The sequence below is a fragment of the Paraburkholderia tagetis genome (genome assembly GCF_022213065.1).
GTDB classification, from domain to species: domain Bacteria; phylum Pseudomonadota; class Gammaproteobacteria; order Burkholderiales; family Burkholderiaceae; genus Paraburkholderia; species Paraburkholderia tagetis.
This window is the reverse complement of the sequence record NZ_JAKLJA010000088.1, coordinates 1-11408: the sequence shown is the minus strand read 5'-3', so window position 1 is coordinate 11408 and position 11408 is coordinate 1. Positions and strand designations below refer to the sequence as shown.

11 protein-coding genes and 1 pseudogene are annotated in these 11408 nt (G+C 59.0%); 4 read left to right on the top strand and 8 right to left on the bottom strand.

Going from position 1 to position 11408, the window contains the following annotated elements; all coding sequences use genetic code 11:
* Window positions 1–122 precede the first annotated feature (122 nt).
* Both L5014_RS37890 and L5014_RS37885 read right to left on the bottom strand, forming a co-directional pair.
* Window positions 123–335, bottom strand: a pseudogene (locus L5014_RS37890) (transposase); the annotation flags it as partial.
* 155 nt (window positions 336–490) lie between these two features.
* Window positions 491–874, bottom strand: a complete 384-nt coding sequence (locus L5014_RS37885; RefSeq protein ID WP_238468986.1) for a hypothetical protein — start codon at window positions 872–874, stop codon at window positions 491–493.
* Window positions 875–1112: 238 nt separating this feature from the next.
* Here L5014_RS37885 and L5014_RS37880 point away from each other — a divergent pair, with 238 nt between their 5' ends.
* A complete protein-coding gene (locus tag L5014_RS37880; RefSeq protein WP_238468985.1) occupies window positions 1113–2498 on the top strand; it encodes a hypothetical protein in 1386 nt (461 codons plus the stop codon).
* 271 nt (window positions 2499–2769) lie between these two features.
* Here L5014_RS37880 and L5014_RS37875 read toward each other — a convergent pair whose 3' ends face one another.
* The 5 genes from L5014_RS37875 to L5014_RS37855 form a co-directional block, all read right to left on the bottom strand.
* The gene (locus L5014_RS37875; RefSeq protein WP_238468984.1) at window positions 2770–3627 is read right to left on the bottom strand and encodes a PA4780 family RIO1-like protein kinase; all 858 of its coding nucleotides are present in this window, start codon (window positions 3625–3627) and stop codon (window positions 2770–2772) included.
* Between the two features lie 474 nt (window positions 3628–4101).
* The gene (locus L5014_RS37870; RefSeq protein ID WP_238468983.1) at window positions 4102–4803 is read right to left on the bottom strand and encodes an IS6 family transposase; all 702 of its coding nucleotides are present in this window, start codon (window positions 4801–4803) and stop codon (window positions 4102–4104) included.
* A 47-nt stretch (window positions 4804–4850) separates the two neighbouring features.
* Entirely contained in the window at window positions 4851–5204 is a 354-nt protein-coding gene (locus L5014_RS37865) for a nitrilase-related carbon-nitrogen hydrolase (protein ID WP_238468982.1), read from the bottom strand.
* Between the two features lie 85 nt (window positions 5205–5289).
* Entirely contained in the window at window positions 5290–6081 is a 792-nt protein-coding gene (locus L5014_RS37860) for an MBL fold metallo-hydrolase (protein ID WP_238468981.1), read from the bottom strand.
* A 47-nt stretch (window positions 6082–6128) separates the two neighbouring features.
* Entirely contained in the window at window positions 6129–7292 is a 1164-nt protein-coding gene (locus L5014_RS37855) for an alpha/beta fold hydrolase (protein ID WP_238468980.1), read from the bottom strand.
* A gap of 117 nt (window positions 7293–7409) precedes the next feature.
* On the opposite strand from L5014_RS37855, the gene L5014_RS37850 reads away from it, so the two are divergent.
* The 3 genes from L5014_RS37850 to L5014_RS39155 all read left to right on the top strand — a co-directional run bounded on the left by L5014_RS37850 (window position 7410) and on the right by L5014_RS39155 (window position 10687).
* The gene (locus tag L5014_RS37850) at window positions 7410–8327 is read left to right on the top strand and encodes a LysR family transcriptional regulator (protein ID WP_238468979.1); all 918 of its coding nucleotides are present in this window, start codon (window positions 7410–7412) and stop codon (window positions 8325–8327) included.
* 250 nt (window positions 8328–8577) lie between these two features.
* Window positions 8578–9204: a tyrosine-type recombinase/integrase gene (locus L5014_RS37845; RefSeq protein ID WP_238468978.1), complete on the top strand. Its 627-nt coding sequence runs from the start codon at window positions 8578–8580 to the stop codon at window positions 9202–9204.
* Between the two features lie 1213 nt (window positions 9205–10417).
* On the top strand, window positions 10418–10687 hold the full coding sequence (locus L5014_RS39155) for a beta/gamma crystallin-related protein (RefSeq protein WP_420800207.1): 270 nt from the start codon (window positions 10418–10420) through the stop codon (window positions 10685–10687).
* Window positions 10688–11171: 484 nt separating this feature from the next.
* Here the strand turns inward: L5014_RS39155 and L5014_RS37840 are convergent.
* Window positions 11172–11408 (bottom strand): hypothetical protein (locus L5014_RS37840; RefSeq protein ID WP_238468977.1); only part of this gene is annotated, 237 nt, incomplete at its 5' end.

Genomic DNA, 11408 nt, shown 5'->3' with positions numbered 1-11408 from the left:
CGTGGTCGTGATAGCCGACCCGCCGCCCGCCCGTGGACAACCCGCGAGGCAACACCGACTGGAGGACGCATCCCAACGTAAAACCCAACCGCAAAACTGTCCGTCGAAGCGGGTCACCCTCACTGATACACCAACTCCCACGGCGGGAAGTTGTTGGGCAGCATGCGCCACGGTGCGCCCGCTCGCGCCATCCAGCGCAATGCGTTAAACATTTCGCGCAACTCATACTTGCGCTGTGGCGCGTCAACGTCCATCAGCGTCAGATACGGGGCTGCGAAGCTCCACTCCTCGTCGGACACATCGCTCGGATAGGGTTTGCGCTTTTCCTTCGTCATTCGACCAGGATACCAGGTTCTACACGAAGTGCCTAACACCCTCTAGAACCGGTACGACTCCTGGAAATCCTCACCTTTTGTCGACCTGAGCACACGAAAGAGAGTATACCCGCGGAGATGTGCCAAGCCAGGTGGTGGTGCGAAAAAGTCAGTCGCTATTTTCGTCCTTGGCGCCAACTCGCTACTGTCAGGCGCTCCACTGCTGCCAGGTAGCGCGCTTGCGAAGCATCAGCATCGTCGCTCTGCCCCGTGTTCAAAATATCGAACAGATGCTCGGCGACCACCCAACCGATCGCGTGAATCGCATCGTGTCGCGTCAGTCCTGCTTTCGTCAGGCGATGCATGGCCCGGATCACCGGTTCGAGATTCATCGCGATCTGGTTTTCGACGACGGTGTGAAACGCGGCATGGGCGGTGACATTCGGAAGTTTGACGTGTGCCGCGCGATGCCAGGCTTCGACCAGAACAATGCGCTCCTGTTCGTCGAGTTCGAGCCATGGATCAGGCTCGGGCGCGCGCTCGGGGTCGTATGCTTCCATGGTGCAAGCCCTTTGGTGACTGACCGCTACCATATCGTAGCATTGGCCAACCTGACCGACCGCCGAACTATCCTGGCGGCGGATACATCGCATCCCAGTCCGGCGGCAGGGATGTCGACCTCGAAACCATCGCGGCTCTTTTCAACCCGTGGAGCGACTGACGCATCAAATGCCGACATCGGCTCGTCTATAATCAAAAAAAATCCAGAAGGCCAACGATTGCATGGAGCCCCACTTTATGAGTCAAGCCCGCGGGCGATATGCGGGATCTCGCGACAGCGGCCAACGCCAACCTCACCACGCAAAAAAATCCCCGTCCAACCGTCAGGGACAACCGTATGTGAAGACTCCGCCTCGAGACTCCGCCCAGACTGCCTCCATTTTCAAAACACGCTCATTTCAGTTTCTGGTCGATGCGGTGGGCGCAGAGAATATCGCGATAGCACTTGAATCGAACATGACGCGCGTGGCCGAACTGATGAAGGGCGAACGGTTCACGCCCGAGACGGCCTTTCACATGGAAACCACGCTGGGATTGCCGCATGGCTTTTTTGACCAGCCCAATCCTGCGCTCGCGGCCGAAACCATCGCTCGCCTGAAGTCACCGCTCGATCTCATTCAAACGGATGACGGCCCCGACGTAGAGGCTGAAGCACTTGAGCCGGCTTCTGCGCTGAACGTCGATCAGCAACCCGTTCTTAAAGATAGTTTGTCCGAGGAAGCGCAAATGCCGAAGAAAGCAACGGGTGAGTCACCCAGAGGCGTAAGGAATCGTCAAAGCAAAATGGCCGAACAACCTAAAGCTCGTACGCCACAAAAAGCTTCGCCTTCGAAATCCAGGACATCGCCTAAAACGCCACAACAGCAACCGCTGGAATTAAGCGACGGCGCCGAGGTAGAAAACATCCGACGCGCTAACCTTCGCCTTCTCACCAGTCGCAATGGATCGAAAGTAAGACTGGGTGTAGTCATGGAGATGAGTGGATTCAACATCGCCGATCGGCTAAATGGCAAGAAACGAATGGACAGTGTCGAAGCCAACCGGTTCACGGAGCGGCTTGGTTTGCCAACTGGCTGGCTGGACACCCCGCGCTCCGAAACCGAGATTCCAGAGTCGGTGTCGCTTCTGCTTACGCCGGCATCGCGCGGTCGCGCATCCGGTCAACGACACGAGCCGGTTGCGGCAGCAACAAACGAGGGCGTGCCAGAGAAGCCGGCCGTTGTGAAGGCGCGCACGAAGCGCACGCGGGCGGGCGCCCTGGGCGATTCGAAAAGCCCCTCACCTGTTTCGGCGGATGTCGCAGACGAGAAAGCGACGATCGTCGTCAGCCCGCAAGATCATGCCAGTGATCTCTCCGGCGACCTTGCCGGTCGCCCGCTTGAAGCAAGTGATAACGATGCTCCGGCAGCCACACCGGCAACCGTTGAGTCCCTTCCCGCGTCCGCAATACCGCAGCGAAACCCCGTACCGCTCTCCTTCGCTTCCGTGACCAGCCTGGACAATCTTCACGGTATTGAACCGATCGCGGAAGCATTGATCAAGACGCTTGCGGGTAAAGCACGCACGGGACGATTGGACGAATTGAAAGCGCTGGAACTTCTGCAGCAGGCGATCCTGTTGTGAGCCGGTGGTAGCGTGTCAGGCCCCTCGTACCATGACACATAAAGCGCATCGGGGTGGGTCGACCCCGGTGCGTGAAAAATCGCTCCATCTCAGATTCCGCCCAACGAGCGACGCCCGGTGCCGTTCAGAAGAGGCAATCGGCCCGAACAAGGCCCGGGATTCCGGGTCTTGTGACCGTATCTCTCGCCACCTGATCGTTCCTGAAGTCCGCGAAAGGCGGTACTGGGAGGGAATGCTCTTTCGGGCTGTCTCCGGGGGACAGCGAGCGCGGTTACCGGCCTGCGCTCAGTTCCTGCTGTCGCCGCACCCGCATATCTTCCTCAAGACGGGTCTCTTCGAGTTCCTGCAGCACGCCATCGAGGTCCACAGGTCGCGTGTCGACTTCGATGCGGCCGGTCAATTCGACATCGACATGCAGCCGCCCTGCTTCGAAGAGCGTCCAGATCTCCATGCCATAACTCGCCGTGAGTAGTTGCGGTGCAAACCGCCCGAAGTACGCGGCCAGGTTGTCGACGTCTCGCTTGAGCATCGAGGCGGCCTCGTTGTTGCCGGCCGCGTCGACGGCCTGAGGCAGATCAATGATCACCGGCCCGTCCGCCGCCAGCAGGATGTTGTATTCCGACAGGTCGCCGTGAACTACGCCCGCGCAGAGCATGCGGACAACCTGGTTCAGCAGCAGCGCGTGCAGTTCGAGGGCGCGGGCATCGGTCAGATCGACGTCGTTGAGCCGTGGTGCGACGTCACCCACCTCGTCGATCACCAGTTCCATCAGCAACACGCCATCGGTACAAATATAGGGTTGCGGCACGCGCACACCTGCGTGGGCGAGCCGGAATAGCGCGTCCACTTCAGCGTTCTGCCATGACGCTTCCTGCATCTGACGGCCGTAGCGCGTACCTTTTTCCATCGCCCGCAACTGCCGGCTGTTCTTGACCTTGCGACCATCGCGATACGATGCGGCTTGCCGGAAACTGCGCTGCTTCGCATCCTTGTAGACCTTTGCGCAACGCGTCGATTCGCCGCTGCGCACGATGTAGACCGTTGCCTCCTTGCCGCTCATCAACTGGCCGATGACTTCGTCGATGAGCCCTTCTTCGAGAAGGGGCAAAAGTCGTTTGGGTATTTTCATGCGGCCGCCGCCTGCAGGTCGTGGAACGCGCGTTCCACACGCGTGGATGGTGAATAGTTCGTTGAGGTATGTGCGACCGGTAAGCCGATGAATCGCGCAGCGTGTGCTAACGCTCGCAGACTTGCTGCGTGGGGGATAGATTGAGCCATGCCCGATTATAAGGGAGGCCCTGAACAAGCCGACGCCGATCTCCCCGCGACTGCGTGGGTGCACTGCGCCGCAAGTCCGGGCCCTTGCAGCCCCGGCTCGGCCGGCAGCAGCCGACCCACAACTGCCGCTCGAACCGTCGTCGTGGCAATGGCACATCTCAACGGCACAGCGGTCATTTGTGGTGGGAAACGCGTCATCAAGGGTTGGTTTAATCCCTCTTCGTCCCCCATTCGTGCTTCCCAAGCTAAAACCCCTGAGGGTGTATCTGTGGTTTTGTCGCAGTAAGGAGCACGGAGCGAACAAGGTCGATATGCGAAGTACTGCTTATATTGCGAGGTCGTAGAATTGATCAGAGACGGACGGATAGGTTCTGCTCGCGCACGTCATCTGTCCTTTGGCGATCATGTGCATGACTTCGATCCCGCCCAGGAGGATCCGGGCGCACCGGAAAGTCTTGAACCCCAGCATCGGCCGCGTGCGTCGCTTGATCGCCCGATGGTCTTGCTCGACGAGGTTGTTGAGATACTTTGACTGACGGATTTTGATGGGAGTTTCGCGGTCATTGTTGATCGCCTCAAGCGCGGCGAGGTTGGCGCCGCTCTTGTCGATGGTCACCGTCTCCGGTTCCCCATTCTTTGCGATCGATCGCTCAAAGTACCGTCGAGCTGCAGCCTTGTCACGATGGGCCCGCAACAGGAAGTCAACCGTGTTGCCGGCCTTGTCGACGGCGCGGTACAAATACTTCCATTGACCTTTGACCTTGACGTATGTCTCGTCCACACGCCAGCTCTTGCCGACCGGGCGCTTATAACGCCAGAACGCTTTTTCCAGGACCGGCAACAGCTTGATGGCCCAGCGGTGCACGGTGGAATGGTCCACCGAGATCCCACGCTCAGCCATCATTTCCTCAAGGTGACGCAAGCTTAGTGGATAGGCCACATACCAGCGCACGCACATCAGGATTACATCGAGCGGGTAATGCAAGCGCTTGAGCACACGGGCTACCGCCGGATTCAACGTCGTCATTGAGCTTTCAGTCTTTCATCTTGTTCCGCACATGATAGCGGACCGCCTTACTGCGACAGAACCAGGCTACTGCCGCTTCGCTCAGAAACGCCGACGACGGCGGTGATCCCGGCCTGCCGGACAGCGGTGCTGAGCCGGGAAGCCTCTGGGCTGTCGTAGTCCAGCGAGTTGTCGAAGTACCGCTGTACGAAGCCCCGGCTTACCTGCCACGCGTGCGCGCCCATCCAGATATGCCATGGATAGCCAGGTAACCAGGTTTCCGGGAAGGAGATCAGGCTGGCGCCGTTGCCGGCGGCCTCGTTGATCAGCTCAATGGTCTTGTCGATGCCGGCGTCAAGATCGAGCCAGACTGGAGCGGCCTGAACAACAGCGACTTTATATTTCGGATGAACCAGAGGCATGGCAATCCATTCCTGAAAGTTGGCGAAGCCGAGCCGACTTCAATTGATTCGTGGGGAAGAACACGCCTGAACCGCGCGCCACGCTTTATTTAACCGGCTCAGCTAACTTGGGCTCAGAGCAGGCACACCCGATGGCCTGCAACCCATATTTGCGCCCGGGCTTCAGGTTCCGCAGTGAGAGAGCGTGCCGGCGCACTTCTTTGGCGGCTAGCGGACCACCGTGACCCATGTGAAAGCGTTGCATGCCGGCGTCCACCATGCCGATCAATTCACCACTGACGGCTTGCGGGTCATCCTCGAACGGCGGGCGCATGGCGCGCCCCTTACGGATCAATCCGCCGAGAAAGACACCCGAGGCGATGAGGTCGCCGACCAACGCGTCTGCACTGCCCAGTTCAACTGACACGGAGCCGGCCGTGTGGCCTGGCGTGTGCCTTGCCACGCCTTCGATTCCATAACCGCTTAGATCGATGGTGGCGTCGTCCTGAAGCAGGATGTCCGGCGTGAACGGCAAGTACGGCTCGCCGGGCACGCCGGAGCGCAAAAAGAGAGGCCCCCACCAATGCGTCACGCAATACGTCATTTCCTTGCGCCGCTCGTAGTAGTCCAGATCTCCGGCATGAGCAAGGATTGGCGCGCCCGTCAGTTCGCGCAGCCGCGCTGCCGAACCGGCATGGTCCGTGTGCGCATGAGTGACCACGATCAAGGTGACATCGCGAAAGCTTCGACCGTGCTTCTTCAGGACGCGCTCAATCTTGTCTTCTGAGCCCGGCGTGCCCGTGTCCACGAGAACACAGCCCGTTGCACCGATGATGAGGTGGGAGTGGACCATGCCGAACGGGAGGATTGGAACCGTAATGATGGTAGGTTTATTCATGATGTGCTTCCTGTTGGTTGTTCATGGCGTCGTCCCCCCTGTACCCTTCAGTTCAACCCAAGCGGATTAGAGATCAGCAGCCTCCACCCACCGTCGCGGCCCTTTTCCATAACCTGCGTAGCGGTGCCGCGTTCCTCGTGCTCCTGGCCGTCCGGTAGCGTCACGTTCAGGGTCCAGTCGAGCAGGACGAGCGCTATATCGCTGCTTGTCAACACTCGACGTACCTTGTTGTGGATGCGCGGGCGCAGTGTCAGCAACCGAGCCAGGCCGTTGCGCAATTCGGTGGGGCTTTCTTGCACCACCTCGCCGTCCGTGATCCGCATCGTGGCTTTATTGCTAAATACACCGAGCAGGGAATCAAGATCGCAGGCGTTTAGCGCCGCGTCGAAAGCGATGGGGACCTGCTCGGGCGTGCGGCACACGGCGGACTTGTTTTCGATCGCCGCGACGAACCGCGCAATAACCCGCGCCACCTCGATCGGAGCCTCCAGCGGCGACAGGTGTCCAATTCCGGGCAGGATATGCATCGCCGCATGCGGAATACGAGGCATCAGCTCCGCCTGCAGCGTTGCGACGCGATCCACCTGGTCGAGCTCACCCGAAATGACGATGGTCGGCGCATCGATGGATGCCACCGCCGCACTGATGTCTTCTCGCATGGCCACGTTTGGCCAGGCCGCCTTGGCCTGCGGTGCGGCCTTCAGGCTGTCTTCGACGACCTGCTCGCGGCGAGCGGCATCGAGCGATTTTGCGGTCAGGACGTGATCGATCACGAATTCGACCGATTCACGCGATTGATACGCGCCGATCAACGTCGCACGTTGCTCGTCCGGGAGGAGCATCGGCGACGGAGGCGACGGCGCGACGAGCACAAGGCCCTCAAGCCCGCGTGGCCGACGCGATGCGATGAGCTGAGCGACCTTGCCGCCCATCGAATGACCGACCAGAACATAGCGCTGCAGGCCCAGCGCCTCGATGACGCCTTCGGCATCGGCCGCAAGATCGCCAATGCGGTAGCCGTCGGCAGGCGCCTCGGAATTGCCCCAGCCGCGGTGATCGGTGGCAACGATTCGATACCGGTCGGACAATTCGCTTGCTACCCCGTCCCAAGTACGCGACGAGCCCCCGTAGTAGTGCAGGAACACCAGCGCCAACTCGCCGCTGCCTCGCTGCGTGACGTGAATCCGCGTACCGTTCGAGTCTATGTCCATTTCCGTGCCACCTTCCGGTTAGTTAGTGTCTGAATGGTAGATTCATGTCACCGGTTTGATAATTGCCGAATTGGTGTATTCAGTCGATAATGAGGCTATCGAATTGGAGTGCATAAAATGGACCGACTGACGAGCCTTGGCGTATTCGTCGCGGCTGTCGAGGAAGGCAGCTTTGCTGCTGCGGCGCGCCGATTCGGGCTATCGGCAGCGATGGCCGGCAAGCATGTAAGCGCAATCGAAGCTGAGCTGAATGCGCGTCTGCTCCAGCGCACTACGCGACGGTTAAGTCTGACCGATGCCGGCCAGGCCTACTATGAGCGCTGCAAGCGGATCCTTGAAGCGTTCGACGAAGCGAATCGGGAAGCGGGTGATTCGCAAGGCACGGCGCACGGCGTACTGCGCGTCGCAGCGCCGGTCACGTTCGGCGCCATGCACCTGGGCGACGTTGTTGCCCGCTACCTAGAGGACCATCCGCGCGTCAATGTGGAAGTGCTGCTCGGGGACCGCTATGTCGATCTCATGGATGCGGGCGTTGACGTGGCAATCCGGATAGGACGGCTGACGGACCCACGACTGGTGATGCGCCGGCTTGCGCCCTGCCGAATGGTCGTATGTGCGTCTCCCGCGTACCTCGAGCGCCATGGAGCGCCGCGCAAACCCGAAGACTTACGACTCGCACAGCGGCTTACCTTCAGCGAAGCCGTGTCGGCCGGCGACTGGACATTGCTCGATGCGAGAAACCGCGCGCACGTGATCGACGGACCATGCCGGCTGACAGCCAACAATACGCAGATGCTTCTTGCCGCCGCGCTCGCGGGCGCCGGTATCGCGTACGGTCCGACCTTCGTGTTCGGCGAGCATCTACGGCGGGGCGAACTTGTGGCACTGCTGCCGGCTTACCGCGCGGCTGATCTGGCGATTCAGGCGGTTTATCCGAGCGCGCAGCGCATCCCGCTCAAAGTGCGCCGGTTCGTCGATTACCTCGCCGGGACGTTTGGCGATGAACCGCCTTGGGATCGGAACGCAAGGCTATAAAAGAGCGGCCGCATCCGTCACTCAATGTCGGGGGCTCGCCCAGACGAACAAGAACGCGCCAGCCCAGCAGGTTTTCGCTTCCCAGCCTTGCGCTACCGTTAGCCTGTTCGTCGGAGGGATCATTGAGTGGCAGCTTCACTTCGAAAATCGGACGACGGGGTCGCCGAACCTCGACTGACCGTAGCGGGTCGATGATTGACCGTTTCGCAAAGCGCACAATCGATCTCCCTTCGTTGAAGAGGAGATTGTCATGGAAACGCTTAATTCTTCCGGCGCTCGTCGAGTGCCGTGGAATAAGGGAAGGCTAACCGGCCAGAAGCCTCCGCTGAAACTCCTGGAAATCTGGGCGATTCGAACAAGGCTGCAGATGTCGTCCAACGCTCGCGAGCTGGCGATGTTCAACCTTGCGATTGACAGTAAGCTTCGAGCGTGCGATTTAACGCGTCTGCAAGTGCAGGACGTCTACATGGGAGGTCATGTCCTAGCTCGCGCGACTTTCATGCAGCAGAAAACGCATCGACCAGTGCAGTTCGAAATCACGGAGCAGACTCGTCAAAGTGTCTCTGCCTGGATTTCGGCGCGGGGATTGAAGCCTGCCGACTATTCGTTTCCAAGTCGACTGCATGCCGCAGCGCACGTGTCGACGCGCCAGTATGCGCGCATCGTTCATCGTTGGGTCGCGTCGATCGGGCTCGATGACACCGCGTACGGTACGCACACCATGCGACGAACGAAAGCGTCGTTGATCTATCGACGCACCAAGAACTTGCGCGCGGTCCAATTGCTCTTGGGTCATACAAAAATCGAAAGCACCGTGCGATACCTCGGGATCGAGGTAGACGATGCTCTCGAAATGGCTGAGCAAACCGAAGTGTGATCACCGGTGGCCGGCGAGCGTGCGCTTGTCGGCCATCTGCGGTCACTGGTTTCCGCACTTTGATCGTCATTCGCACGTCGGCTCTGCATCGGACTGCGGTCATCGACAACGGGTCGCATGCAAAGCGTCGTTGCCTCCTGCGATGATTGCGCTACGGCGACAATCGGGTGAACAGATGCTATCCGAAAGGCGCGTTCGTCCAGAGCGCACGCGTCTCACGAAGAAAATCTTTGCTGGCAGTGTAGGGTCTAGTCTCAGGGCACCAGGATCAAGAGCCCTGTTTATCGTCTGTGCCCCGTAGTCTGTCGGCGTCGCCGCCGCCGGCTTTTCGCTTTGCCCGACGATTGCTGGCGGACTGCAGGGCGGTCACCCATCATGGTTGGCCCCCGGCTGATGCACTCCGCCATGTCCGTTCACGGTCGCGATCCCCTCGCCGATGCGGGCGGCGGAACGCTACTCTTCGGGGCGGTGGCGCTGATGACAGACGCCAGGCGTCGCTGCAGCGTCGATGAGCATGTTGGGATTTCTTCGGCAGCCGATTTGCTGCGCGTCGTTGTGTCGAGCCGGTTCGGATCTTCAGCCGTGGGCCCGCCGTCGCTTCGCTTCACGATGACAACCGAACGCAATCGAGCTTCGAGAGCACGCGACTGACCGCGGCCAAAATGGACTCTGCTCAGGGCGAGGGCGGTCGGCTCGGTCGCATTTCAGGCTCGGCTCTCTTCTTGGCTCCTCAAATACACCGTCTCTCTCAAATACGCGCCGTCGGCGATGCGGTTGCATGGACGCGCTTCCGACGTCGCAGATGCGACATTAGGCCTCGCCGTTGATCTTGGCAACGACGCTGGAGTTGAAAGCAGCAACATTTGCACGTGCTGCCGCCGTTCCATCAACGGCGGGATTAGCTTCCTACTTGGAGGCAGCCTTAATTTACGACGACACGCTACCGGCCGAAATCAAAATGTTCAACTGTCCGACCGTTTGTGTTCAAAATATTCCACCTAGTCTGCTTGCGGAATGTTGGTCGTTTACTATCCTGATACTTGCATGTGGGTACCAACGAGAGAAGGAGAAAGTAAAAGCAATTTCGCCCCGGATCTTAACTAGGTGAGTGAGACAGGCCTGCCGGCAGCGAGACAAAGAGTCCCACGCTAACGTGTCCGCAACGTGAAACGATACGTCATTAGTGGCTCGGTGTTCGATAAGGAGTTTCAAAATGTCAGAAATAGTGTTGTTTGAGCATATTAATTTCCATGGAGCGCATAAGCACCTTTACAGCTCGGAGCCCAATTTAGCTTCTCCAGACGACAATTTTTTTAATGACAAAATATCGTCCTTTGTCGTCCTATCCGGAAGCTGGCAGTTTTTTAGGGATATCAATTTTACTGGACCTGCGTCCGGTATTTTCGGACCTGGTCGATACAATTGGGTCGAAAATGTTGGTATTCCGAATGACTCAATTTCGGCTGTAAGGCGGGTTTCTTAACCACCTCAATTCGGCGGGGGCAGCGAGAAGTGACTAGACGTCTAACCTCGCGTCCTCGTCGGCTTTCGAGAATGCTGGTAGAGAGCTGATTAACGAAGCTCGGCGGTCATCGCTGACGCCGACGAGGCGTTGAAGAAGGCAGTTACCGGAAAGGACCCGCGAGAATGAAGAGGCAGATCGGCTTCGCGCAAGCGGAATTTCTGCAACAGTGGTAGGGGTTGTCGGACGAAGCGCTCAAAGACGCGGACAGCATGGTCTGCACCAGTTCAAGTGCGTTTGTTCGCTGATCTGTCCACCTCTGGTGGTAAAGGGCGGCGAAGTTCGCCGCGGGTCACGTTTGGGTATTGAGCAAACTGGTGGCCGGCACACGCATCCGGCCCTCTGGTGTACCGCTTAGAGGCGACCGAGATCGCGGCGGCTTAGAACGCGGTTGCTGCTGTCGTGGACGTCATGATAAAGCAAATTCGAATTCGAATGGAGTCGCCTATTTTTTTGATCGCTCAGCGATAACCAAATTAGGTTTTGGAGCAAAAAGATGGCGACCCTCCAGGATCAAGCAAGAAACGAAGAAGGCGAACGTCTCTTTCGAAGAGAGCTGAATGAACCGCCCCGGATTTGGTGGAGGCTCCAACTCTTGAGAGAATGGAGCCATGAACAAGTCGAGCAAATTTTCTGCTGAAGTCCGGGAACGTGCCGTCCGCATGGTGCGGGAGCACCGCGA

What these genes read in the sequence shown, in the direction of transcription:
- L5014_RS37885 (WP_238468986.1), bottom strand. Translation starts at nt 874, where the DNA reads ATGGAAGCATACGACCCCGAGCGCGCGCCCGAGCCTGATCCATGGCTC.
- L5014_RS37855 (WP_238468980.1), bottom strand. Translation starts at nt 7,292, where the DNA reads ATGGACATAGACTCGAACGGTACGCGGATTCACGTCACGCAGCGAGGC.
- L5014_RS37860 (WP_238468981.1), bottom strand. Translation starts at nt 6,081, where the DNA reads ATGAATAAACCTACCATCATTACGGTTCCAATCCTCCCGTTCGGCATG.
- L5014_RS37865 (WP_238468982.1), bottom strand. Translation starts at nt 5,204, where the DNA reads ATGCCTCTGGTTCATCCGAAATATAAAGTCGCTGTTGTTCAGGCCGCT.
- L5014_RS37875 (WP_238468984.1), bottom strand. Translation starts at nt 3,627, where the DNA reads ATGAAAATACCCAAACGACTTTTGCCCCTTCTCGAAGAAGGGCTCATC.
- L5014_RS37870 (WP_238468983.1), bottom strand. Translation starts at nt 4,803, where the DNA reads ATGACGACGTTGAATCCGGCGGTAGCCCGTGTGCTCAAGCGCTTGCAT.
- L5014_RS37880 (WP_238468985.1), top strand. Translation starts at nt 1,113, where the DNA reads ATGAGTCAAGCCCGCGGGCGATATGCGGGATCTCGCGACAGCGGCCAA.
- L5014_RS37850 (WP_238468979.1), top strand. Translation starts at nt 7,410, where the DNA reads ATGGACCGACTGACGAGCCTTGGCGTATTCGTCGCGGCTGTCGAGGAA.
- L5014_RS39155 (WP_420800207.1), top strand. Translation starts at nt 10,418, where the DNA reads ATGTCAGAAATAGTGTTGTTTGAGCATATTAATTTCCATGGAGCGCAT.
- L5014_RS37845 (WP_238468978.1), top strand. Translation starts at nt 8,578, where the DNA reads ATGGAAACGCTTAATTCTTCCGGCGCTCGTCGAGTGCCGTGGAATAAG.